The sequence below is a fragment of the Phormidium pseudopriestleyi FRX01 genome, from assembly GCF_017313335.1.
GTDB classification, from domain to species: Bacteria; Cyanobacteriota; Cyanobacteriia; order Cyanobacteriales; family Laspinemataceae; genus Laspinema; species Laspinema pseudopriestleyi.
This window is the reverse complement of record NZ_JAFLQW010000555.1, coordinates 1-22,665: the sequence shown is the minus strand read 5'-3', so window position 1 is coordinate 22,665 and position 22,665 is coordinate 1. Positions and strand designations below refer to the sequence as shown.

The window sequence follows — 22,665 nt, the reverse complement described above, 5'->3', positions numbered from 1 at the left end:
CGATCGCCCTCCCCTCGGTTAAAATCGGTAATATAGTCGGCTTGTAGCGGGTCAACCACCCCAACAACGGTATCGCGACGCAGGACGAACAAATCAGCCCCTGCTCCTCCATTCAGAACATCCGCGCCAAAATCACCGATTAAAACGTCATCGCCGCCTTCACCGTATAAATAGTCATGGCCTTTACCTCCCCGGACAACATCATTGCCATCCCCGCCAAAGACAACATCATTATCATTATTGCCGTTGAGGATGTCATTGTTAGTGCCGCCCAAAAGGGTGTCATCCCCTTTTCCGCCGCGTAGGAAGTTATTTCCGCCGGTCCCATAGATGAGATCGCGACCTGCATTACCATTGATGACTTCCCCCTCAGACGAACCGATGATGATATCATCTCCATCTAATGCTCGCAGTCCAAATTGGTAGCCATTCAGCGCCCCTGGAGCCAGTTGAACTCCCTCGACATTCGCGGTGAGGTCAAAAAATCCCTGACTGTTGGGCGCTAAGGGTTGAGCAATGACGGTAATTCCGTCCGTTGGAGGTGGGGTTGGACTATGGGTTTGGGGAAACACGCGAGGCTCTTCCATCGGAGTCGCAAAAACCTGGGTCCAATAGTGCGAGAAGTTGACTTCCCCAGTATCATTTTCCTGAACATGATAGCCCACACCAATTTCAGTCACCGTAGGATTGAGGATATTGACCCGGTGTGAGGGACTATTCATCCACTCCAGGACCGCTTGCTCTGGTGTCGGCTGACCCCCCGCTAGGTTTTCAGCAACATTCTGGTAGTTGTACCCTTGACTCGTGACGCGATCGGCTGCAACGGTTCCATCTACCGGATCGGTATGGTCCATAAAATCGCGCATTCCCATATTGGCGCTATGGACTTGTGCTGCCGCCGCTAACTGCGGATTTAACGTGAGTGGGGCTAAACCCTGTTGTGCTCGCTCTACGTTGGTCAGTTCGACAACACGATTGAGAAATGCTGAAGTCATTGATCTACTCCTGGTGTACAGTCTGCGCCGCATGGAACGGTTGAGTTGGGATGAATTTGCCAACTTAACCCCAGTCGGTTCGGACAAAAATGGTCAAGCTAAACGCTCTCGTTCCTCCAGTGGCATAGGTGGAACGAGTAGGTTGGCTGAATCTGTGCTAAATGTCACCCCAAAATTCTATGGCAACGGGGTTTACAGGTTAATTCTCACCGAGTTGGCTGGAACTGTTGCGACCATAGTGCGCTAGTTTTACCCTAGAGCGGTGAGAACAATCATTACTGTAAACATCTCCCTAAAATCCTGTATTTTCGAGCGGGTTTGTTGCTCTTACTTTTAATTTAAGTGAATAAATCAGGCTTGTCAATAGTAAATATATAAAGCTTTGTTAAAGCTGGGAACTATAAAGCTCCGGTGATATTCATCATAGATTTGCAAAATGAAATTGATCGCGATCTAGGAAGTTAGCGATCGCGATCACAGACAAGTGATCAACAAGTACCGATTCTTTCCTCTATTTATAGAAAATCAATTGAGACTCCTGGCAGATTTTGCCAATTGTGAGCAGAGTTTAAGCGCGATCGGCTTAAACCCAGGCATCATTGCCAAAAAAGTTTGGCTTTGAATCACTCAAAGCCATGTTAAAGATTCCCAAAACTTACCCATGAGCGATGTAACCCCAAATGATCAGGACATCAGTGCCTTTCATGTACTCCCTTGACTTCAGACTGCATCAGTTCACGCATTCATCACAAAGGGAGAGAATCAGCCAAAAACTGAACTTCTCCCCCTTAATTTCTGATTCAACTGGGACTAAACTGCCAAAATCAAATCCCAGCTATTCAGCGTCCCCGTATCTGCGGGAACACAATCGGTGACCCACAACTTCCAAGACCCCTTAGCCGACTGATTGCAAAGCTGGCGGAGGGTGGGAGTATTTTGAAGCGAGTAAGTAGTATTCAAGCGAGTTTGACTGCCTAAAGTCCGGCTTTGTAATTGCACAGTATGACCGTTTGGCGCAATTAAATAAAGTTCTAAGTCCCCGAGATAGCTGTGTTGGATATCAACCGTCACCCGGATATCAGCAACAAGACTCGGGTCGGAAATCGAAATTTCGCTCACTAATCCCGGGCGATCGCTACTGCCGAAAAGATTCAAAGGAAACAAACTCGATTGATTCCTTTGAAAATCCGGAATGCTCTGCCGACGGCTGTTCAGGACCTGAACCTGGCGAGTGACCTGCATCGGCATCGTCAACAGACGCTGCGCTCGTCGGACCGCATTATAGGCATTCACCTTCCCATAGCCAAACCATTGGGAGTGACCCTTAGTATCGTAAGTACCAAACCGATTGCCGAGTTGAATATCGATATCCGGGTCCATAATCTTATCCGCACTTTGCTCCAAAATCTGCTTAACCTGAGCCGCAGTCAAGTGAGGATTAACCGAGAGGACCAATGCAGCCACCCCCGCAACCACCGGACAAGCACTGGAGGTCCCGCCGAAATAGCCGGTATAATCGCTGGAATCGTAACCATTAGACCCAATGCGATCGGTCGTGAAAATGCCCAAACCCGTTAAATAGCCCTTAATTTCTGGGGGAGTGTTCACCGCACCCATTTCTTGAATCCACATTCCCGGGGGTGCATTATTGCTTGGAGCACAGAGAGAGATGGAGGGACCCCAGTTACTGTAGGCGGCCTTTTTAGCCAGACTGGTGCAAGCAGACACGGCAATCACATCGGGATGGACTGCAAACCCACTCAGCCATTTGACCAGCCCCTGGAGCAGGTTATTGGGCCAACCACTCTCGTTCACGGTGCCACTGGTGGGACGATTGGCATTGCCTGCGGCAAAGACAATCACACAGCCCTTGCCTTTGCGTCCTTCCGTGGCGGCCCGGGTAATGGCGGCCCGTTGACGCAGAGAGAGGGGAAAATAGACCGCAGATGCGCCCCAACTACAGGAAATGACAGAGGCTCCTTTGGTTATGGCCCAATCAAAGACTTGCTCGATGGATTCGTCATCCAGATAGCCCGTGGTTCGGATCGGCATCAGGGCGCAACCGGGGGCAACCCCGACGATACCAATGCCATTTTCTTCGGCAACGGCGACTCCCGCGCAGGCGGTGCCGTGGTTGTCGGAATCTCCTTCGGGGAGGGGTAAAAAGTTTTTGCGTTTAAAGTCTCTGGGGGCGACGACTTTACCGGGACCTTGGAAATCCGGGTGATTGAGGTCGATCGCATCATCGGCGATAGCAACCACGACGGACCGGATGCCTCGGGTCACATCCCAGGCTTTTTCGGCTTCAATGTGGGAACCCGGTGCGAGGTCTCGGCCTCCTTTGTTCTGTAAATACCACTGTTTATGATAAAACTGCGAGCGAGGCAGGTAGTGGTTTTGGGTGGTGATGACGATGTTGGGTTCGGCGGTGAGAACCTCGGATTTTCGCATCAGCCGGTTGGCAATTTTGATGGGATTTTCTGTGGCAGTCTGACGAACGTAACTAATAAAGGTGTTGGGGATGCCGTAAACGGGTTTATGGAGGTCGAGTTGTACGGTATCGGCGATCGCCTGCCGTTGGGTTTCGTCTACGGTTTTGGCAAATTGAATGGTGACCTCATCGGTGAGGTAAACCCGCATTTGCGGATTATTATCCACTGTATAGACATGGCTAACAAAGGCGACTTCCGGCAAGCTTCGCACCGCTGTCATGACCTGTTCTAGGTTTGCCTCTTCTACGAGAAATTCTTCTAACTGGGTGTTATGTAGTAGTTGTTTATGGGTGGCCGGAATTTGGCTGAACCAATCTTTTGGAGCATTGGGTTCTAGGGGGCGGACTGTAAAGCGATCGCTGAGTTTTAAGAGGAGTAATTCTTCACCGCCTCGTTGCAGGAGAATTCCGAGACTTTGATCGGACACGCCGATTCCGACTGGATTGGATTGAGAGGTATCTGACCGATAAGTTTGACCAGTCATTGGATATATTCCTTCGCTGATTTATCTGTTCGCTAATGGGTTTTATTCATTTAGCTAACGGATAAATCAGTAAGATTGCCGGTGGGGGGCGTTAGGCGATCGCTCTGTGTACAGCGCTGTCCGTAATTTAGAATTTCTGATCACCCGGGGTGGGGCGATCGGCCTAATTCCCCAAAAATCTATACCGAATCCGGAGAATAACGGCTGAATGAGTAACATAGGTTTACTCTATCCACCAGGGCCTTTGCTTTCCCCCAGCCCCTCTGGGACCCTAAAGTTGAGTGGGCCTAGGACCTGGGTACAATCTTTAATTCAGAGGTAAATGGCCCCACAGGGACCAGAAACCGGGTTTCTTGACAAAATCTCTACATCAGAGAAACTAATCTGTTGCAGAAACCGGGTTTGTCACCTTTACTGGGGTCAATCGCCCCTGAGATTTTACCCATTTCCAGTTTCTTCCACAACCCGGGACATTGCAATGTTAAGATACCTAAAGTTTTTATCGCTCTGGTGTTCTCCCCACACACAAAGGTACCTTATGGGATCTGCTGTAAAAGTTCCCCCGCTCAGTTGCGCGGGTTTATTGTCTGTAACCCTGATCGCAGGATTCACCCTGTTGTCTCCTCTACCTATTCGGGCGCAAGAACGACCTCAACCCGATGGATTAGATGGATTACAGCCCTCCGGTCAGCCAAACGAAACCCTAACCCTGCCAACGCCCACGGAGCGGGGGGCCACATCCCCATCGCAGCCGACTCCGCAATCCATTCCCCAACCGGAGACGGTTACCCCACTGTCAGACCCGGAGGATTTGCGCCGACTCGCTGCTGATAGCACCTTACTGAGCATGGAGGCAGGGCAACGTTTAGTCCAAGAAGCCAAAGAATCTGCTGCTGCTCAAGAGTACGAACCCGCAGTGAGCAAACTGCAACAGTCCCGGGAGATTTTTAATCAACTTTCCAATTTCCACCAACAGCTTTACACCAGCTTTACCGGGATTGATAACCGGATTGCCAACAGTCATCGCACCCTGGCTGCAGAAACTGCCCAAATGCGGGATGAGGCGAGTTACGAGTTGGCATTGGTTCATAGCGCCCAAAATAAAGCCGATCTCGCGGTCCCCTTACTGATTCAGATTGTGGGCTCTCAACAGCCAACCCGAGAACTGGGTCGTCAAGCTTATCAGTTATTAGGTGAAATCGGCTTTGTGGAAATCATCCAGGAACCGAGCAGTTCCGACCCGGATGCCGCGCCGGATGCCGCACCGGAAGAACCCAGCACCGTAGCGCAACAGACGGGTCTGTTAAGCATGGAGGCGGCTAATCGGTTGATGGAAGAAGCTCGACAATCTGCTAGTGCGGAAGAGTATGAACAAGCGGTGAGCAAGTTGCAACGTTCTCGGGAGATTTTCAATCAGCTTTCTAATTTCTATCAGCAGCTTTTTACCAGTTTTGCGGGTATCGATAACGCCACGGCGGAAACCCATCGGAACCTGGCTGCGGAAACCGCTGAAATGCGGGATTTGGCGACCTACGAATTGGCCCTGGTGCATCGGGTGCAGAATCAACCGGCATTGGCGGTACCTTTGTTGATTCAGATTATCCGGTCTCAGCAACCCACGCGAGAGTTAGGGAAAAAAGCCTATGAGCAATTGTGGGAGTTGGGTTTTGTGGATTCGCCCTATCCAGGAGGGGGCCAAAATTCTTCAGGGGTTCAGTAATCGGCGAGATTGCCTACAAAAAAGCCCCTAATTTGGCCCAAAAACTGGGCGTTTGTCCCGGGGATTTCATCGGTTATCGAGGGTCGAGGAAAGTCTGCCGGGGAATTTCCCCCCGGTTTTTCCCTTGAGCCGTGGCGATCGCCCTTCTAAAATTAAATTAGACTATTAATATAAAGTATGGACAGGAGTAAGAATGGTTAGCCCGGATCAGGTCAAGACAATGATCGAGGCACAATTGCCGGACGCTCAGGTGACGGTTGAAGATTTGACAGGCACCCGAGATCACTATCAGGTCATCGTCGTTTCGTCCCACTTTGAAGGACTACCCCGAGTGCGGCAACATCAGTTGGTGTATGGTTCTCTACAAGAGGCTATGTCCACAGAGGCGATCCATGCGCTAACCATGAAGACTTATACCCCGAACGCTTGGAGTCAAGTCTCGGGGGCCGTCTCCTAACTAGGCTGTGTTGTCCAACCCGCTATCAATAGGGCGATCGCGCCCTGGGTACTCCGGTATCCCTTATTTGCACAGTAACAATCCATCCCTTACCTTAACGAACACCCATCATGACTATCACTCCAGAACTCAAAGAGCGACTTGACAATATCGTAAACCGTAACAAAATTACCGTTTTCATGAAGGGGACCAAGCTCATGCCCCAATGTGGTTTTTCCAACAATGTGGTGCAGATTCTCAACACTTTGGGCGTTCCTTACGAAACTGTTAACGTTCTGGACGATTATGACATTCGTCAGGGAATCAAAGAGTATTCTAACTGGCCCACGATTCCTCAAATTTATGTGAATGGTGAATTTGTTGGGGGCTCAGATATTCTCATCGAACTCTATCAAAGTGGTGAATTGCAACAGATGGTCGAAGTCGCTTTGGCTTCCTAATCACCAGCTACTCTCCGGTTTAACTGTCGGGTTAAACTGGTGAATTTTATCTTTATGAGAAAGGGCTTGATAATTCAAGCCCTTTCTCATGGATGACAGATTGAAATAAGTAGAATAAAAATTATTGTTGCATATAGCCTTGAAGAAACCCAAGCATCAATAGCGATCGCGCTATGATGCTGGTTACTCTGGGCCGATGAAATATCAAATTCCCAAGGCTTTTTTCAATAGTACCCCGTTTCAGCTTGGGGCTGGGGGACTAGCTCAAAATTAGACGGATCATGGAGAAATCGAATCGCCTCTTCCTCAAACCTGTGGATGTGGAACGCTTCGATGGTATTCGTTTGTCGTATTGCGGCGATATATCCCTCCAAATAAAGGCGCAGATCATCAAGGCGATATCCCCGATTCCACATATCTACCAAGGCGTCGGTGAGTTTTTGATAATGGCGAATGGTTGCAGTATCTTGAAGCATAATTAAAACCTCGAAGGGTGTAAAAGTCAGCAGTTATCCGGTGACCCCAGTCCGTAAACCTGATCTTTCCCGTCCATGCCATCTAGGGGGTGGACATGGACGGATCCAGACGGATGAACAAGCTGTTCACCGGGTCTGAACCCCTACGCCCAGACCATTTAAGAGCCTTTGTGCTTGGGGAGGGAACAATCTGGCTATCTTGGGGATCGCCAAGGAACACCAACCTGGGGTGGTAGCGACGCACTGTCCTACTCTTATTTTACTGCCATTTCCTCTAAGGGTCTGGCTATTGTGGGATTGCGATCGCCCGGTTGATGGAATTTTTACCTAAAGCGCGACTTTATTTGTAATTCCTTAACATTTGGGGGGGACTCAGGGTAGCGGAAGTTACAAAACCCTGACAAAAGGTTTGGTAACCTAAGTTCCACCGACGTGAAGGAAACAACTCAGTTGTGGGATCTGTTTGCATTTTAATTGTGGAAGGCAATCCTCATCTGCGATCGCTGTTAGGGTGGCACCTACAGCAAGTAGGATATGGGGTTTATCAATCAGCGGACATCCGTCATGCCCGAGAAATCTTCTATAATCGCCATCCAACTCTAGTCATCCTTGACAACGAATTACCCGATGGTGATGGTTTAGAATTTTGCCGCTGGCTCTACCAGCAGCAAGAAACGTTGATTTTAATTTTATCCGCTCGCAATACCGAATCCGATATTGTAGAAGGCTTGAAATCAGGAGCCGATGACTACCTCAAAAAACCCTTTGGGATGCAGGAATTTCTAGCCCGAGTCGAATCCCTTGTCCGACGTCATCGCCGAATGACGCCACCGGCCAGCTTAGACTATGGCGACCTGCAAATTGATTTAGTCCAGCGCCGGGTTCGCTATCAAGAGGACGCGATCGAACTCACGCCCCAGGAATTCAGTCTGCTGTACGTCCTCGCTCAAGCTGGGGGCCTGCCCATGAGCCGTCCGGAACTGCTGCGCCGAGCATGGCCGGATGCCATTGATAATCCCCGCACGATTGACACTCATGTCCTCTCCCTGCGGAAAAAAATCGAAACTGACCCCCGACAACCTAGCCTGATTCAAACCGTCCGCAATGTTGGCTATCGCTTGAATACGGAAATACTCAACGCGACTCCCTTCCAACAACCGGAACAACCGATGGGGAAAAAAACCCTGATGCGTCAATTAACTCCAGTCGGCGCGGTTCCACTCTCTCGCGGCTAGATTCCCTTGACGCCTAAAAGCTCAAAGGTTCAGTCCCTCAACTCATTCCCATTCCGAGGCAGCCTCTGCTTCCGCTTGGATGATCGCCGATCGCAACCGGGCCGAGTCGATCTGCTCCTCCGGCAGGTCCTCAAGCAGGGTGCCTTTGTGCAAATACAATAAGCGGTTGCAAAACTGCTGGGCAAGGTCGAGTTGGTGATTGACCATAATCAGAGTCGTCTCCGTGTTCAGGGCCACTTCAGCTAAAACTTGTAGGAGGTGCTCAGCGCGACCCACGTCTAAGGCGGAGGTCGGTTCATCTAGTAACAAAATCTTCGGTTCAATGACTAAGGCGCGGCATAAGGCCACTAGCTGCCGTTGTCCTACCGATAGCTGCATTTCTGTTCGCTCCAGCCATTCGGTAGGTAGGTGTAGGCGATCCATCCAAGTGGAGACTCTCTCCTGAATCTGCGGGGATTTCATTCCGCGCAGATTCAGGGGATAGGCGATCGCCTCTTTGACGGTCATGCCTAAAAGTTTGGACTCTTGCAGAACGAGGGTTACTTGCTGGCGCAGTTCCAATACCGGGATTTTCCGGTAATCTTCTCCATCCAGATACAGCGTGCCACTGCTGGGGTCGATGAGTCGAGGCATCAGTCGTAACAAGGAGGTTTTACCCCCTCCAGAGGGACCAACAATGGCAAGGCGATCGCCTGGGTAAACCTCAAAACAAATCTCATTCAGGATAGGTTTTTCCATCCTCGCCCCGGCGATCGCTGCGTTCAGGCTGACTCGATCCAGCCGCAGTTGAGCATTTCGTTCTATTGGCAAGGGTTTTTTAATCTTTACAATCCATCTTGTTCAGTCTATCTCTATCCAGCTTGTCCGGGCTACAAATAACCCAGACTGGCGGTGTTCTCCCCCTAACTGCTTAAGGTTACTGCGGTGGCGATCGTCCAAGCATCGATCAGCAATAACAGCAGGGTAAATCCCAACAAAATAAAATACATCCAAGGTTGGGCTAACGGACGCACATCCCGGGTATCAATCCCGGTTTTGGCTTCCACAATTTTGACCAACTCGGAAAACCCCACCACCCGCATCGGCAGCAGATACCCTTGGCCGGATTTACTCACAAAATAGTAAACTAGCCCCCCCTGTCCAGTGGTGCGCGGTTTGAGCGCTGCCACCTCATCCCAGGGCAACATCCACCCTTTGCGGATGCCCCGGGGAACCCAGTTAGGATAGGTGACTTGAATGCCTTCGGCATTGGCGATCGCCCGTTCACTGAGCGCCCCATACACCGCCACTATCCCCATTGCCAATCCCACCCAGAGCACCCCAGGAGAAATCGGTGCGCCGGTTGCTTTCGACAAAAAAGGTAAAGGCACCGTCAGGGCCAGATATAAGCTCAACAGGGTGACTCGAATCAGGGGAGAAATCCGAAATTCCCGGACTTTTATCTCTTGGAGTTCAGTTTGAGGTTCAGCGCGATCGCCGCTTGGTTCTATTGACACGACTCTTTTTATTCTTAAAAAAAAATTGACTCATTAAGAGTTTAAAGGGATTTAATGGGAGTTTTTCCCAAGACCCGATCGCCTCTAACGGATTAAAGGGATTAAGGTAAATATTTTTGCACCACCGTCCAACCCGTCCAGGATACCCAGGCCAGTGCCACAAATAAAATAGCATTGGTGGTGATGTGAAGCGATCGCGCCCATTGACGCCCTGGACCAATCTGATTCGCACTCCAGGCCGACAGCAGGACCAGTCCTACCACCAACAATCCCACCCCTAAATGGACCGAATGACCCAGAGACCCATAATGTCCCAGAGTCCCTACAATCCCCACGGCCAAGAGCAGCAAGACTAGGGCCACGAGCGCTATCCCTAAACCATAGTGGAGCGATCGCACCAAAATTCGTCCTCGTTGTTTACGCCCGAGGCGATCGCCATACATCCACAGCCCACTCACCGCGAGTAGGCTGTAGGCCAGTATTGAAAAACCCATTGACCAGGCGGCGATTTTCCACAACCAGAGGAAAGAAGGCAAATCCACAAACTTTGATCCTAAACAGTGGCCTAACTGGTTCCAGTCAAATTTAACCCTAACACCCGTTCACCCTGATAGGTGCAAGCCCCCTGATTTTTGATCCTTTATTTTTGATTCCTTGTTTGTCAGCCAAGGACCTAACTTATTAAATGATAGAGGGTGGTAGCATTATTAACACTCCATCCCTCAAATCCTACCTATCTTCATGTTATTAAACCGACGTTAAAGCCGTCATCGAAAATGGATCATTCAAGACTATCCCTTTATTATCAAAGGTGGGTTTTCTAGGGGGATGGTTGGGCATTTTTTCCGGCTCGGGAGCAGGAGCCGACGGAGTGGGAGCGCTCTCATCCATGACTCTGAGGCGTCCACAGGGGATCTTATCGGATAAGATAGCACTAGCCATCATCCCCGTATGAATTTCTAACAGGGCTTCTGGAAACGCTTCAAAAACAAGACGTTGACCCGGAAACACAACCCGCTCAAAATACCAGTTGGGAACGTTACTGACCCGAGCAATCTGGATTTTACTCGTCGCATTGACATAGCAGCAAAGAATTTGACCTGGGCGGTCAGCCGGAATGGGATCGAGGATTTGAGCCATAACCTTATAGAGGAGTTTTTTCCCAAAAAAACTTTATACCCTCTAACCCTAACACTAGCCGATCCCCGCAAGCTGTAAACGCGACTACCAACTGAAGAAAATATAGTAAAATTTTTCATTGAAAATCCAAAATAGTGGGGTTAAGCTATGCTGATGAAACCTATCGATCCCCCTTATCCTTGGGGTTTTTCCAAGTGGCCCAGGGTGGTCCTTGTTCGGCTCATCCTGGATCAGGGACCTGCGCCACTGGACCCCTAGGGTGAGGGAATTGCCCCCTTGATCATGCAAATTCCGAGGGCTGATGGTATGGTTAAGTTATATGAACCGCTTTTTTGTAAAAACTATTCCCCTCTAGCAAGATGGAAAATCGCATCCTCTACGTTCGCCTCCCGTGCAATCCCATCTTCCCGATCGGTGTCGTTTACCTAGCCGATTTCGTTCACAAGCTGTTTCCCGAGGTGGAACAGCAGATTTTTGACTTGGGAACAGTCCCCCCTCTGGATTTTGCCCAGTCCCTCGATGCCTGTGTCGATCTCTTTCAACCCACCTTACTCGTCTTCTCCTGGCGGGATATTCAGATTTACGCCCCAGTCGGTGGACGCGGGGGCAATCCCCTCCAAAACGCTTTTGAGTTTTACTATGCTCGCAATCCCTTGATTAAACTCCGGGGTGCTCTGGGAGGACTGCGAATCACCACGGCCTATTATGGCGAACTCTGGCGCAATCTGGGGTTAGTCAAGCGGGGACTTAAACGCGCTCAAACCTATCACCCCGAAGCGAGGGCAATTATTGGGGGAGGTGCTGTGAGCGTTTTCTATGAACAACTCGGTCGCAGTTTACCCCAGGGGACGATTATCTCCGTGGGGGAAGGGGAGGCACTCCTGGAAAAATATCTGCGGGGTCAGGATTTTCAGGATGAACGCTGTTATGTGGTGGGGGAAACGACCCCGCGCGATCGCCTGATCCATGAAAAACCCACAGAAATTGAGAAAACCGCTTGTAACTACGACTATATAGAACAGTTATGGCCTGAGTTTCAATATTATCTGCAAGACCAAGATTTTTATATTGGCGTCCAAACCAAACGCGGTTGTCCCCATAACTGTTGTTACTGCATTTATACAGTCATTGAAGGGAAGCAGGTCCGGATTAATCCGGCAGATGAAGTGGTGGCTGAAATGCGTCAACTGTACGATCGCGGCATCCGCAATTTTTGGTTTACCGATGCTCAATTTATTCCGGCGCGTCGCTATATCAACGATGCGATCGAATTACTCCAGAAAATTCACGAGGCAGGAATGGAAGATATCCATTGGGCTGCCTATATCCGCGCTGACAATTTGACCCCGGAATTATGCGATTTGATGGTCAAAACCGGGATGAATTATTTTGAAATTGGGATTACTAGCGGTTCCCAAGAACTGGTCCGGAAGATGCGGATGGGTTACAACCTCCGGGTGGTTCTGGAAAATTGTCGCGATTTGAAGGCGGCGGGATTTAATGACTTGGTTTCGGTTAATTATTCGTTTAATGTCATTGATGAGACTCATGAAACGATTCGTCAGACCCTGGCCTATCATCGCGAACTAGAACGAATTTTTGGGGAAGATAAGGTGGAACCGGCTATCTTTTTTATCGGGTTACAACCCCATACCCATTTAGAAGAGTATGCGTTTAAGGAAAATATTTTAAAACCCGGTTATGACCCTATGAGTTTGATGCCTTGGACTGCCCGCAAGTTACTCTGGAATCCAGAACCTCTGGGGTCGTTCTTCGGTGAGGTTTGTCTGGAGGCATGGCGGCGCAATCCCAATGATTTCGGACGGGAAGTGATGCGAATTTTAGAAGAACGGTTAGGCTGTGCGGAGTTAGAATCAGCGTTATCAGCTCCTATGCCTCAGTCATCCCCGCCTCTTGTTACTGTCCGGTAATTCGACAGGGATGGCGGGGACGTTGAAGCCCCGCCTATTTTTTTATTGGGCGATCGCTATATTTTTGGCACTCGGGAATCGTTCATGGTCGGAGTTGACCTATAGCAATCCTTGCGTGCCGTTGTGGAAGACGTCGGCGGCCCCCAACATAAGGCGGCCCAGAACGGGAGAGGGGAGAAGACAGATGTTATAAATCATTTAGGAATGCTATAGCTCAAAAGCTATGGCTTTGGTTTCCGAGTAACGGGTTTCGCAGTCAACCCTCATTAAAAATTGTCTGGAGAAAATATTTAAGCTGTTCTGTTAAGGATGGCTTATACGTTTAATAATCTGGATTCCGGTACTCCAGAAAGTTGAGAGAGGACCTCTTCTCTAACACACAAGAGTGCGGCTAAGGAAAAGACTCTGTTTACGAGGTCTGGGGTAATTTGAGGATATTGGCCGAAGACTTGCTGTTGCGTCCATCCCGCAGCATACAGCTCAAGGACGAATTCTGCCAACTGCACCGTCGTTCCGTTCGGCTTGGATTCCTGTTTTTTAGTCATTGAATTTAAGCAGGTGGGCCAAGTCATTTTTTCTTCCATAACTGGGTAAACTCCATTCTAATTATAGGCAATTTCTGTACGGGTGTCTCCCCCCTGTCCTCTTATTTTAATAAAGCTATTGTAAAGATTTGAACTCCCAGTTTGGGCCGACTCTGGATCTTGTCAGACTGTTCCGGTGGGCAGAGTCACCCTTGAGCACCACAAACTCAGGGCGGGTGAATTCATCCCGGAGTCTTCGGTGGTGGGGGGATTCAACGGTGATCAGCGCGATCGCCACCTCGTAGGCGATCGCACCCCTCCGGCCCCCGAACTACAGGCCAAACAAATTTTGCAGGCGCTTTCTCACCCAAACCACCGGATTTTTATCATCCTCCGTGGCATTTAACAACCCCATTGTTCGTAATTGCTGTTGCCGCTGTGCTAATTCTTCTTGATGTTTACATAATTCCTGAACGATTTCCTCAGCCAACTCGGGATGCTCCTGTAATATGCTTTGAAAAGCATTATGATGAATCGTAAACAGAATGGTTTCTTCTAACGCTCGCACTGATGCTGTTCGGGGAATTCCTAACATTAAAGACAATTCCCCAAAAAATTTGCCTGCCCCCAGGTTGGTCAGATGCTTATTAATTTTTTCAACAAACACCTCCACGGAACCCGATAACACAATATAAAAGGCATCTCCCGGGTCCCCTTCATGGAATAACATCTGCGACGGATACAAGCGTTTCCGATGACCAATTTCGATGAGTTGTCTTAATTCGAGGTCGGTAAAGTTCTGAAAATAAGTCACCTGTCGCAGTAAATCTTTCAGTGATAACGGCTTATTCGAGGTGGCAACCGCTACCGGATCCGGAATAATCTCAGGACTGTGACCATTCTGTTGGAATTTTCTTCTCCCCAACAGGTTTAATTCTTCTCCATTTCTAATCCATAAATCCCGTTGAGGAAACGGGACTGTAATATGATTTTGGCGCAGGTTGTACTCGATGATAAAATTTAAAGAACTCCTGATAAACGGTTCGCGATCAATCCGGTTTACCCAAACCCACAGTTCAAAGTTAAGTGCATTATCCCCAAAGTTTTTAAACATGACTTTTGGGGGAGGGTCGTGCAACACTGCCGGTTCCATATAAGCGGCATTTAAGAGGGTTTCTGTTACTAAAACCGTATCGCTGTTATAGGCAACTCCCACGGGAATTTGAATCCGAGCGTGATAAGAGTCGTAGCTCCAATTGAGCACTTTATTTTCAACAAGTTTACTGTTGGGAACGACGACATCACCTCCATCACGGGTCCGAATGAGAGTCGATCGCAGGGAAACTTCTTTGACATAACCGGACATTCCGTCAAATTCTATAAAATCTCCTACCTTGAGTTTTCGTTCAATTAGTAAGGTCAGTCCACTGATAAAGTTTCGGGTTACCTCCTGAAGTCCAAAACCAATCCCAACCCCTAAACCTCCAGCAATTACGAGTAGGGAACCGAGGTTAAATCCGGTACTTTGCAATACAATAATCAGACCGAGCATGGAACTGCTATAGCTGATAATTGTTGCCATTGCTTCGCGGTTTCCCTCGTCAATTCCCAGCTTGACAAGAAGCCGATATTTTAGGAATTTCTTGAGGGCACGGGATAGGAATAGAACAATAAAGACCCAGATAATCAATTGCAAAATTGCACTGATTGAAACTGAATAGTTGCCGAGAGGAATTGGAGCGGTAAACCAGGAAAGGGATTGTGCTACTATTCTTTTTAACGCTTCGTTCATTGATCCTGGATCGAGCGAACAATCGCTAGTTTACTATAGGTTAGGGGAAAGAGGCAAAACCAGGGGTTTAGCGCGCTCTAGTTACGTCGGTTATTTTATAGAGTTTTTTCTCATTCTTGACGGTTTTGGGACTTCTCTATGTCCTCTGATGGATTGAGCGCTGCCTCCGCGATCGCACTAGGGTTCTGTTTCGGGGAGGGTTTAGCTGTTGTTGCTATCTCTATCCTGAACCGAATCTGATTGGGTCCCATTTTGCGCCGATTCTTCTACAATGATCAGGAATTAGGCCAGAATTCCGGAGGTTGTTGAAAGTCCCTTCTTTAGTCTGCTGTCCATCCTTCTAAGTTCCGCAAATGCTCAGGGATGGGTACAGGATGAGATCCAGGGGTCAAAACCCCGGGTCCTGGATTCTAATGGGTTGACTAAATGCGACAATCGACGAAGGGTCATCAACTGAAAAAACCCCCTTTGTAGCAAGGAGGTTTAGGGGCGATCGCGCTGCAATGATTTAGGGAATCAGACGGTAACAATTGTCTCTACTTGGAGGAGAGAGGGTGCAAATTCAAACTGCTGTCCTCGTTGGACAAACCCGAGGAATCCATCTTGTTCCGCATCCGGAAGGGGTCCGGGTTGATACCCATACAACCACATTTTATTTTTGATGGCGTCGGGTAAGGCGACTAATTCACGGTAATGAGCGTGTACAGTTGTGGGGAATTGAGAGGTTTCGCAATCTTGAAAAATTAGGTCAGCTTGCTCATAATATTCCCAAATTTCTTCCCGACATAATTGGGTATCGGTGCTGAAAAATATTTGCTTTCCTTTGAGTTCAAAGAACAATCCATAGCTGGGCATGATAAAGTATCCATTGTTAATATGGATGACTTTGACGAGATTAAATTGGATATTTTCCCAGGTAAAGTATCCATTGCGGGGAACTTTTTTTACCTCAAAAAACGTCTCTAATTCTGTGACATCGCCTTGGATAGAACGTAGACCCCCGGAGAGGGTATTTGCCCACAGGTCATTGGCTATTTCTTTACTAAGATAAAGGCGGGGTCTTTGGCATCGGGGGTCAAATTTTGTGGTAAAGGAAATATATTCCAATCCTCCGGCATGATCTGAATGCAAATGGCTGATGTAAATATCGGTGATATCCAGATGGGAATACCCGGCTTCGTGCAGAGAAAAGCGAATATCGGAACCACAATCAATCAGGAGTTTAGTTCCGCGATCGCTCTCTAATAGCACATTCGATTGATAATTATTGGCTCCCACGGTGAAAGCCGAGCCGGAACCTAAAAAGGTTAATTTCATAAGAGTCCTCTAATGTCATTTAAACAATGGAGATCGCCCTCCACAGTGGAAAAGTCAATAACCCTCTCACCTAGGACGGAGCGACAGCCTGGACTGATTTATACACTTGTTCCAGGTGAGCCGCTACTGCCGGAGGTTTTGCTGTAAACTTAATGTAAAAGCAATGGGGTTCAGCGGCTGGTTTTTCCAGGACCTTGGCATAAATATCTTCTTGACTTCCCTCAAAATTACCCTCCAATAAATTGAGCTTGAGATTGCTCAATCCAACCGGGATAATATCTCCGGCTCCCGGTTCGGTTCTCACTTGAGCGCCTTTGGCCGAAAGCTGGACTAAATGCCCAAGTAGTAGGGTTTCGCTAATGTGCTTGCCTTCCAAAATGGTGTATTGAATGGGGATTTTTTCGCTCAGGGGCAAAAACACCTCTTCTTCCCTGGTGAGGGAGATATGATAAGGCTCTTTAATCCCGCTCACGTCGTAAATCATCAGCGGCTCTTTCACTCCTTTGGGCAATACCTCACGTTTACTTTCAATTTGGACGACATCCTCACCTCCAGCATCAAGGAGAGTCTGCTCGGAAATCAGAATTTGTCCTCCTGTTGTATAAGATTCAATCCGGTAGGTTAAATTGACCTGACTACCTACAACTCCGTATTTGGTGCGTTTTTCCGAACCGATATTGCCAACGACGACTTCCCCGGTATTGATGCCAATTCCCATTTCCAGTTCAGGCAATCCCCATTCCACCACTTTAGCATTCACCTGACGCATGGCTAACTGCATGGAAATTCCGCAGGCGATCGCCCTTGTTGCATCATCCGGTCGGGTGGTGGGTGCCCCAAATAGCACTAAGATGCCATCTCCCATAAACTCATCAATCGTCCCCTGGTAAGCAGTAATCACATCGGCCATATATCCCAAATAAAAGTTGAGAATTTTGACCACTTCTTCGGGAGGCAATCGTTCGGAAAGTGCCGTAAATCCGCGTAAATCCGACGTGAAAATCGTCAGTTTGCGCCGTTCCCCGCCCATTTTTAATCCTTCCGGATTTTCTAGTAAATTGGCGACGACTTGATCCGTGAGATAGCGTCCAAAGGTTTTGCGAATATCTCCGGCAGTGCGGGCAACGTAAGCAACGATCGCCGTAGCGGAACCGAGTAAGGCCAACGCAGGAGGCACCACGGGAATCCACCACCCCAAAACGAATGCCCCATAAGTGATTCCCACCAGGGCCCCCGCCGACAAAACCGCCCCTGCGGTGCGTTGAACGGAGAGCCATCCGGCACCACCGACATAGCGCCATTTCCAGATTAAAAATGCCCCCAGACTGCCCCAGAGGAAAATCCACAGCCACTCGTAAGGTTCGGCGATGGTTTTAATCACCGGGCGATCGTCGAGGGCGGCACTAATCATCTGGCTGATCAGATTGCCGTGAACTTCCACCCCCGCCATGCGGTTCCCCGCTTCTTTGGTGTAGGGGGTGAAAAATAAGTCTTGGTAGCTTTCGCCAACGGCTCCAATTAAGATAATGCGATCGCGTCCCCAGTCTGGCGGGACTCGATTTTTGAGGATATCCATCAGGGAAACTGTCTCAAAATGTCGGCTGGGACCGACATAGTTTAACAGGACCTGATAGCCACCAGCGTCCGCACCCACGTAGCCCCCATCGTAGGGTTGAAAGCGAGAGAAAACTTGGTTTCCAAATTTCCAAGAATCGCTATCCTCGATCGCTTCCGGGGCAATTCCTTCGGCATCGAGATAGAGCCCGGCTAGATATAAACTAAAGCTGGGGATGATGTTTTCCTCATCATCACTCACCATCACCAACCCCCGGCGCAGGACCTGATCTTCATCCAAAATCATGTCATTGGAACCGGCATATTCTAATCCCGGAGGCGGTCCAATGGTGTCGCGATCGCCCTGCCCAATTACTTTTTGAATTCCCACCAGATTCGTTGTGGATTTAAAAACCTGACGCAGTGCAGCATGACCGGGTTCGACGGGTTGATCCCGATAGATATCTAAGCCGATCGCCCGAGGATTCATGGCTTTGAGGTTTTCGATGACTGCAGCATAAACGCGATCGGGAATGATGGCTTGTCCTAATTCGCGCAAGTCGGCTTCATTAATCCCGACAATGGCAATTCGGCTGTCTGGAACTTCAGAGGGTCTCCCCCTCATATACAGATCGTAAACGGCCCATTCCCAAGGCTGTAAAACACCCATAAAACGCAGGAGGATGACTGCTACCGTTACTGACGGTGCAGCAATCCAGACCCCGCGCCATTCCCAAATTTGCCGTTTTAATTGATTCCACATCACGGCTTATTCCTTAGTTTTGTTAATTCTGCGATGTTCCAATAGTTTGGATCGGCAGAGTTTCCGAAGCAATGCTTTCTAAGCCGACATATTTTAACAGTCCTTGCCACTCAGTGGGATTAGAATTACGGAATTGGGCCAGAAGGCTTACGGCTTCGTTCCATAAGCTTTGGTCAACATACAGTTGCACCTGATCCAGGGTCTGTGCCTGATCCAGTTGAGTTTGCATTTCTTCGGTGAGTTCGGTGGGCTGGATTTGACCCTGCACGAAGACATCGGATTGGCGGTCTGACGGATCGCAGATTAGGCTAAACTGCCAATCATAGACTTTGCCGATTTCTAGCTCGGTATTGGCAGGGAGGCTCACTTTGACAACGCCCGGGGCCTCCGATAGCTCGAAGGTAGACAGATAAACGTCATTGCCATTCCCATCAACAATCACAAATTCTCCAGAATCTGCGTTATTTTTCGGGACATACATGAAAAATTCTGGGTTCGGCGTGACGGTTTTGAGGATATCATGGGTCGGGATTAATGAGGTCAAGGGGGATTCACCCTCGATACAACTGTCATTGCTATTGCCTCGGACTCCTCCTCCTGCGCTACTGCGGGGGCCGCCTATGTTACGCGGTGCAGAAGGGAAGTTGAGGGCGAGGAGTTCCCCCGGTTGAGATTGGGCGCGGACTGGGGAGAATCCAGAAAGGGTGACCAAAGCCGGAGACAGGACCACAGCCAGGATACTCATTAAGTGAATCAGTTTGGGCGATCGCATGATAGTAAAACCTCCGCATTAACAATTGAAGGATAGGTCAGTAAAAACAAGATGCTAAAAGTGGAAAAGAATCTGGAAAAATTGACAGTTTAGCTCAGATTGTGTTCTACTGCTATCATACTTCCGAATTCTGAGAAACGGATGTGATTTGAAACAAGCAGTTGAGTCAAAATTGAAAATGACGCCCCTTTTCCGGGACTGATTCTCAACAGGGACTGGCTTTGGGGCGATCGCACTTTAGGAAGTAATGATCGCACCCCTGTCATCTTTAGATTCTTAATCACCCTGAAGTTCATCTTGTTGTTTTACCCTGCTTCCTGTCCTCCATTGACCAGTTATTTACTCCACTGTTCCATTACCCGTCACGGCATCTGCTTCAATTGGGCGATTAGGGCGATCCAACGCCGTCGTTCCCCATGTTCCAGACGGAGGATTTCATCTAAGGACCAGTGAAAGTGAAAGGCGATCGTCGCTACCTCTTGGTACAATTGCTCCAAGGGGTAGCCCAAAACTCCCCCACAGCCATCTCCTCCACTCCAGACTGGTTAATTTGGGTATAAAACTCTCGTAAAAAAATAAAGTCTGTTAAAAAGAGTTGCTCTAGTAACTGCGGCGTCACCGATGAGAAGTTTCCTAGATGGGTAATCACCCGCGATAGCAAAAAGATGATTCCATAAGCGGGATTTTCTTGAGTTCGAGGGTCTTTGCTCACCCAAATTTCATCATAGCCCGTCGCTTTTCTCATCACCCCTTGCCGATGTAGACTCCCCTCCCCATCCACCATTCCCACAGTCAGGGTAAATGTAAACTCAGTGTGAGGTATCGTTTCCGGATTCATGGCATCACCTCACTCATGAGTAGGATGGTCCTGGGAGGGCTGGGGGTGAGGGGGGTTCTGAGTCTTGATCCCCCTGATTTTCGAGTTCGTTAATTTGACGATAAAAGGTTTGAAGATAATTCAAGTCTACGGCAAATAGATTTTCGATCGCCAAGGGAGTCACTTGTTCTAAAGCACCCAAACGAGTAATCACCCGCGATAAAATAATCACCGTGGCGTATGCCGGATTAGATTTAACCCGAGGGTCTCGCAGGGGAGCAATCTCATCGATCGCCCGGGCTAAACGCATCACCCCTTGGCGGTGCAAGTTGCCTTCGCTATCAAGATACCCTTTGGGTAACGTAAACTCAAACTCGGTCTGAATCATGCTGACTTGGCCCTACCGTTACACCACCTTAACCCGTTTTAACTCTTCCACCGCCACTTCTAGTTCTTCTATTTCCAGATCACCGCTACTAACACTGACATCAGAAATAGAATAGCTCACCGGCCATGCCCGTTTAAACTCAAATCTAACCTGAGCTTGAGCCCCTTGATCATAGATGGTTAAGGAGCCATCTCGCCGCTGTTCTGCCCAAGCTCCTTGTTGTATCGCTTCCAACCAATTCCAGACCGTCATGGAAACCGTGAGACCGCGACGCAGGGTTAAATTGGTATAGCTGATATTGCCGGGAATTTTAGTCTGGATAATCCGCCCTCGGGATTTCCCATCTTTACCCCACATTTGGGGAGTGACTTCAGTGATGTCAATGATATCCTGGCTAGTTTTAAACCCTTGACACTCCATAAAGTAGGCATCGATCGCATCGACACTATCGGCAAGGTGAAGTTCTAGGTAAAATCGCGAGGTGGCAAGTAATTCAGGAAATTCAGGCACGGTTTAATCTCCGGCAAACGAATTGCATCGCGGTTAGCAGATGGGATGGGTGCATTGATTCGGGGCGATCGCCGATGGAGCCAGGAGGGGTCTTCCCTACCCGAGGGATGGGCAATCCCACTCCGTTGACTGTCCATCCCTCATTCATGAAACGCGCTTATTTCGTGCGTTCCACATACTCATAGCAAAACGTAATCGTTTCTTTCAAAGACTGATTTCCCGCCGCATCTAAGTCGGACATTTTATAGGTCATCGGCATCACCCCTTTAAAGGTCCAACTTGCCGAGGGTGATCCATCTTGCTTGAATACCGTTAGAGTGGCCTGATCAGTTTTGCCTTTAGTTCCCGTGGCACCGCCCAAGTCTGGGGTTGAGTGAGAATCATAAAACCACTTGGAAACCGCTTTAGGGTCTTTACTAGAGGTGACAAATGTCACAGTGACATCGCTCGATTCTACAGCAGAAGGTGCAGCTTGGCGATTGACCTTACTTCCGGTTTTTACCCCAAATGCGCCATCGGCATTGGTGACGGGAATGGTCATTTTCACGCCCGAAACTGATTCGACCAATAGATCTTTGCCCAACCCATCGGCGGCAAATTCAAATCTAGCCTGAGAAAGTGGTTCCTTATCGACTGGCATTGTACTACTCCTTTATTCTTTCCCTAATTACTTTCCCAAAACAAGGCGTCTATTTCTACAAAAAATCTGGGCTTAATTCTGCCAAAAAGTTAGAAACCTACTGCTTCCGTTCGACACTTTCTACATTCAGTTCAAATTTTTCGGTCAAAAATTGATCGCCACTGACATTAAATTCACTGACTTCATAGCTGACCATTTGACACTGTTTGAGGTTGTAGATGAGGACTTTCTTGGCATCCGGGTCGAAGATAGTAATCTCCCCATCGGAAAAATTACCGCTCCATTTTCCATCTCCTCCGTAGGTGGCGGGCAAGCCTTTTTTGAAGATGTCGTACAGAGTTTTCGTGCCATCTTGGAGGACTGCTTCAATGGTAATATTTTGGTTGTTATAGTATCCAGTCGAAACAGTTTGCCGGGACATTTGAGCATCCTTTCCCGAGGCGATCGGGGATTTGTGTCCGGCGGTTTTGGCTTGGACATCAATGCCACTAATTTTAAGTAGTGGAAATTCTTTTCCCCCGTAGGTAAAGGAAAACCTATTCGAGGAAATTACAAACAGATCTGCCATTTTTTTACTCCTTGGACCTTGAAACTAAGTGAAAACAGTTAGGGGTCATTGGTCATTGGTCAGTTGTCCTTTGTCATTAACGACCAATGACCAATGACTAACGACCAATGACTAAAATTTATTGACCCGGTACCCACTGGCTGATGCGGAAGAT

Annotated in this window: 26 protein-coding genes; 6 read left to right on the top strand and 20 right to left on the bottom strand. The window is 48.6% G+C overall.

Annotated features, from left to right (window positions below):
- Positions 1 to 995 (bottom strand): CAP domain-containing protein (locus tag J0895_RS21175; RefSeq protein WP_207089977.1); only part of this gene is annotated, 995 nt, incomplete at its 3' end.
- Between the two features lie 13 nt (positions 996 to 1,008).
- Between J0895_RS21175 and J0895_RS21170 the strand changes: the two genes are divergently transcribed.
- Positions 1,009 to 1,242 carry a hypothetical protein gene (locus tag J0895_RS21170; RefSeq protein WP_207089976.1) on the top strand — a complete coding sequence of 78 codons (234 nt, stop codon included), beginning with the start codon at positions 1,009 to 1,011 and terminating at the stop codon, positions 1,240 to 1,242.
- 563 nt (positions 1,243 to 1,805) lie between these two features.
- On the opposite strand, the gene J0895_RS21165 is transcribed toward J0895_RS21170, so the two are convergent.
- Positions 1,806 to 3,971 (bottom strand): S8 family serine peptidase, encoded by a 2,166-nt coding sequence (locus J0895_RS21165; RefSeq protein WP_207089975.1) that lies wholly within the window; start codon positions 3,969 to 3,971, stop codon positions 1,806 to 1,808.
- A 66-nt stretch (positions 3,972 to 4,037) separates the two neighbouring features.
- A complete protein-coding gene (locus tag J0895_RS21160; RefSeq protein ID WP_207089974.1) occupies positions 4,038 to 4,190 on the bottom strand; it encodes a hypothetical protein in 153 nt (50 codons plus the stop codon).
- A 319-nt stretch (positions 4,191 to 4,509) separates the two neighbouring features.
- Between J0895_RS21160 and J0895_RS21155 the strand changes: the two genes are divergently transcribed.
- From J0895_RS21155 to grxD, 3 genes are all read left to right on the top strand, one after another.
- Complete coding sequence (locus J0895_RS21155; protein WP_242541478.1) at positions 4,510 to 5,691, top strand: hypothetical protein; 1,182 nt, start codon at positions 4,510 to 4,512, stop codon at positions 5,689 to 5,691.
- 193 nt (positions 5,692 to 5,884) lie between these two features.
- Entirely contained in the window at positions 5,885 to 6,148 is a 264-nt protein-coding gene (locus J0895_RS21150) for a BolA family protein (RefSeq protein WP_207089973.1), read from the top strand.
- Between the two features lie 110 nt (positions 6,149 to 6,258).
- Complete coding sequence (gene grxD / locus J0895_RS21145; protein ID WP_242541477.1) at positions 6,259 to 6,588, top strand: Grx4 family monothiol glutaredoxin; 330 nt, start codon at positions 6,259 to 6,261, stop codon at positions 6,586 to 6,588.
- A 224-nt stretch (positions 6,589 to 6,812) separates the two neighbouring features.
- Here the strand turns inward: grxD and J0895_RS21140 are convergent, their stop codons facing one another.
- The gene (locus J0895_RS21140; RefSeq protein ID WP_207089972.1) at positions 6,813 to 7,064 is read right to left on the bottom strand and encodes a DUF6761 family protein; all 252 of its coding nucleotides are present in this window, start codon (positions 7,062 to 7,064) and stop codon (positions 6,813 to 6,815) included.
- Between the two features lie 452 nt (positions 7,065 to 7,516).
- Between J0895_RS21140 and J0895_RS21135 the strand changes: the two genes are divergently transcribed.
- Positions 7,517 to 8,299, top strand: a complete 783-nt coding sequence (locus J0895_RS21135; RefSeq protein WP_207089971.1) for a response regulator — start codon at positions 7,517 to 7,519, stop codon at positions 8,297 to 8,299.
- Between the two features lie 42 nt (positions 8,300 to 8,341).
- Here the strand turns inward: J0895_RS21135 and J0895_RS21130 are convergent, their stop codons facing one another.
- From J0895_RS21130 to J0895_RS21115, 4 genes are all read right to left on the bottom strand, one after another.
- Entirely contained in the window at positions 8,342 to 9,109 is a 768-nt protein-coding gene (locus tag J0895_RS21130) for an ABC transporter ATP-binding protein (protein WP_207089970.1), read from the bottom strand.
- Positions 9,110 to 9,201: 92 nt separating this feature from the next.
- Positions 9,202 to 9,741, bottom strand: coding sequence for a hypothetical protein (locus J0895_RS21125; protein WP_207089979.1), 540 nt, complete (start codon positions 9,739 to 9,741; stop codon positions 9,202 to 9,204).
- Positions 9,742 to 9,896: 155 nt separating this feature from the next.
- On the bottom strand, positions 9,897 to 10,337 hold the full coding sequence (locus J0895_RS21120) for a DUF4079 family protein (protein ID WP_207089969.1): 441 nt from the start codon (positions 10,335 to 10,337) through the stop codon (positions 9,897 to 9,899).
- Positions 10,338 to 10,542: 205 nt separating this feature from the next.
- Positions 10,543 to 10,935, bottom strand: coding sequence for a DUF1830 domain-containing protein (locus tag J0895_RS21115; RefSeq protein ID WP_207089968.1), 393 nt, complete (start codon positions 10,933 to 10,935; stop codon positions 10,543 to 10,545).
- Positions 10,936 to 11,294: 359 nt separating this feature from the next.
- Here J0895_RS21115 and J0895_RS21110 point away from each other — a divergent pair, with 359 nt between their 5' ends.
- On the top strand, positions 11,295 to 12,866 hold the full coding sequence (locus J0895_RS21110; RefSeq protein ID WP_207089967.1) for a photosystem II high light acclimation radical SAM protein: 1,572 nt from the start codon (positions 11,295 to 11,297) through the stop codon (positions 12,864 to 12,866).
- A 314-nt stretch (positions 12,867 to 13,180) separates the two neighbouring features.
- Here the strand turns inward: J0895_RS21110 and J0895_RS21105 are convergent, their stop codons facing one another.
- The 12 genes from J0895_RS21105 to J0895_RS21055 all read right to left on the bottom strand — a co-directional run bounded on the left by J0895_RS21105 (position 13,181) and on the right by J0895_RS21055 (position 22,511).
- Positions 13,181 to 13,411 carry a DUF433 domain-containing protein gene (locus J0895_RS21105; RefSeq protein WP_207089966.1) on the bottom strand — a complete coding sequence of 77 codons (231 nt, stop codon included), beginning with the start codon at positions 13,409 to 13,411 and terminating at the stop codon, positions 13,181 to 13,183.
- Positions 13,412 to 13,721: 310 nt separating this feature from the next.
- Positions 13,722 to 15,182, bottom strand: a complete 1,461-nt coding sequence (locus tag J0895_RS21100) for a mechanosensitive ion channel domain-containing protein (RefSeq protein ID WP_207089965.1) — start codon at positions 15,180 to 15,182, stop codon at positions 13,722 to 13,724.
- 516 nt (positions 15,183 to 15,698) lie between these two features.
- Entirely contained in the window at positions 15,699 to 16,499 is an 801-nt protein-coding gene (locus J0895_RS21095) for an MBL fold metallo-hydrolase (protein WP_207089964.1), read from the bottom strand.
- Between the two features lie 70 nt (positions 16,500 to 16,569).
- Positions 16,570 to 18,816 carry a CHASE2 domain-containing protein gene (locus J0895_RS21090; RefSeq protein WP_207089978.1) on the bottom strand — a complete coding sequence of 749 codons (2,247 nt, stop codon included), beginning with the start codon at positions 18,814 to 18,816 and terminating at the stop codon, positions 16,570 to 16,572.
- Between the two features lie 22 nt (positions 18,817 to 18,838).
- Positions 18,839 to 19,588 carry a DUF928 domain-containing protein gene (locus J0895_RS21085; RefSeq protein ID WP_207089963.1) on the bottom strand — a complete coding sequence of 250 codons (750 nt, stop codon included), beginning with the start codon at positions 19,586 to 19,588 and terminating at the stop codon, positions 18,839 to 18,841.
- A gap of 362 nt (positions 19,589 to 19,950) precedes the next feature.
- Positions 19,951 to 20,076 (bottom strand): DUF6760 family protein, encoded by a 126-nt coding sequence (locus tag J0895_RS26535; protein ID WP_277989879.1) that lies wholly within the window; start codon positions 20,074 to 20,076, stop codon positions 19,951 to 19,953.
- Positions 20,061 to 20,426, bottom strand: a complete 366-nt coding sequence (locus J0895_RS21080; RefSeq protein WP_207089962.1) for a hypothetical protein — start codon at positions 20,424 to 20,426, stop codon at positions 20,061 to 20,063. The genes J0895_RS26535 and J0895_RS21080 overlap by 16 nt, the downstream gene beginning before the upstream one ends.
- A gap of 13 nt (positions 20,427 to 20,439) precedes the next feature.
- A complete protein-coding gene (locus J0895_RS21075) occupies positions 20,440 to 20,793 on the bottom strand; it encodes a hypothetical protein (RefSeq protein ID WP_207089961.1) in 354 nt (117 codons plus the stop codon).
- Between the two features lie 18 nt (positions 20,794 to 20,811).
- On the bottom strand, positions 20,812 to 21,303 hold the full coding sequence (locus J0895_RS21070; RefSeq protein WP_207089960.1) for a phage tail protein: 492 nt from the start codon (positions 21,301 to 21,303) through the stop codon (positions 20,812 to 20,814).
- Positions 21,258 to 21,440: a hypothetical protein gene (locus tag J0895_RS21065; RefSeq protein ID WP_207089959.1), complete on the bottom strand. Its 183-nt coding sequence runs from the start codon at positions 21,438 to 21,440 to the stop codon at positions 21,258 to 21,260. The genes J0895_RS21070 and J0895_RS21065 overlap by 46 nt, the downstream gene beginning before the upstream one ends.
- 20 nt (positions 21,441 to 21,460) lie before the next feature.
- Positions 21,461 to 21,943 carry a phage tail protein gene (locus tag J0895_RS21060; protein WP_207089958.1) on the bottom strand — a complete coding sequence of 161 codons (483 nt, stop codon included), beginning with the start codon at positions 21,941 to 21,943 and terminating at the stop codon, positions 21,461 to 21,463.
- 97 nt (positions 21,944 to 22,040) lie between these two features.
- Complete coding sequence (locus J0895_RS21055) at positions 22,041 to 22,511, bottom strand: phage tail protein (protein WP_207089957.1); 471 nt, start codon at positions 22,509 to 22,511, stop codon at positions 22,041 to 22,043.
- Positions 22,512 to 22,665: the final 154 nt, after the last annotated feature.

What these genes read in the sequence shown, in the direction of transcription:
- J0895_RS21165 (WP_207089975.1), bottom strand. Translation starts at nt 3,971, where the DNA reads ATGACTGGTCAAACTTATCGGTCAGATACCTCTCAATCCAATCCAGTC.
- J0895_RS21160 (WP_207089974.1), bottom strand. Translation starts at nt 4,190, where the DNA reads ATGTTACTCATTCAGCCGTTATTCTCCGGATTCGGTATAGATTTTTGG.
- J0895_RS21155 (WP_242541478.1), top strand. Translation starts at nt 4,510, where the DNA reads ATGGGATCTGCTGTAAAAGTTCCCCCGCTCAGTTGCGCGGGTTTATTG.
- J0895_RS21150 (WP_207089973.1), top strand. Translation starts at nt 5,885, where the DNA reads ATGGTTAGCCCGGATCAGGTCAAGACAATGATCGAGGCACAATTGCCG.
- grxD (WP_242541477.1), top strand. Translation starts at nt 6,259, where the DNA reads ATGACTATCACTCCAGAACTCAAAGAGCGACTTGACAATATCGTAAAC.
- J0895_RS21140 (WP_207089972.1), bottom strand. Translation starts at nt 7,064, where the DNA reads ATGCTTCAAGATACTGCAACCATTCGCCATTATCAAAAACTCACCGAC.
- J0895_RS21115 (WP_207089968.1), bottom strand. Translation starts at nt 10,935, where the DNA reads ATGGCTCAAATCCTCGATCCCATTCCGGCTGACCGCCCAGGTCAAATT.
- J0895_RS21110 (WP_207089967.1), top strand. Translation starts at nt 11,295, where the DNA reads ATGGAAAATCGCATCCTCTACGTTCGCCTCCCGTGCAATCCCATCTTC.
- J0895_RS21105 (WP_207089966.1), bottom strand. Translation starts at nt 13,411, where the DNA reads ATGACTAAAAAACAGGAATCCAAGCCGAACGGAACGACGGTGCAGTTG.
- J0895_RS21100 (WP_207089965.1), bottom strand. Translation starts at nt 15,182, where the DNA reads ATGAACGAAGCGTTAAAAAGAATAGTAGCACAATCCCTTTCCTGGTTT.
- J0895_RS21095 (WP_207089964.1), bottom strand. Translation starts at nt 16,499, where the DNA reads ATGAAATTAACCTTTTTAGGTTCCGGCTCGGCTTTCACCGTGGGAGCC.
- J0895_RS21090 (WP_207089978.1), bottom strand. Translation starts at nt 18,816, where the DNA reads ATGTGGAATCAATTAAAACGGCAAATTTGGGAATGGCGCGGGGTCTGG.
- J0895_RS21085 (WP_207089963.1), bottom strand. Translation starts at nt 19,588, where the DNA reads ATGCGATCGCCCAAACTGATTCACTTAATGAGTATCCTGGCTGTGGTC.
- J0895_RS21080 (WP_207089962.1), bottom strand. Translation starts at nt 20,426, where the DNA reads ATGAATCCGGAAACGATACCTCACACTGAGTTTACATTTACCCTGACT.
- J0895_RS21075 (WP_207089961.1), bottom strand. Translation starts at nt 20,793, where the DNA reads ATGATTCAGACCGAGTTTGAGTTTACGTTACCCAAAGGGTATCTTGAT.
- J0895_RS21065 (WP_207089959.1), bottom strand. Translation starts at nt 21,440, where the DNA reads ATGGACAGTCAACGGAGTGGGATTGCCCATCCCTCGGGTAGGGAAGAC.
- J0895_RS21060 (WP_207089958.1), bottom strand. Translation starts at nt 21,943, where the DNA reads ATGCCAGTCGATAAGGAACCACTTTCTCAGGCTAGATTTGAATTTGCC.
- J0895_RS21055 (WP_207089957.1), bottom strand. Translation starts at nt 22,511, where the DNA reads ATGGCAGATCTGTTTGTAATTTCCTCGAATAGGTTTTCCTTTACCTAC.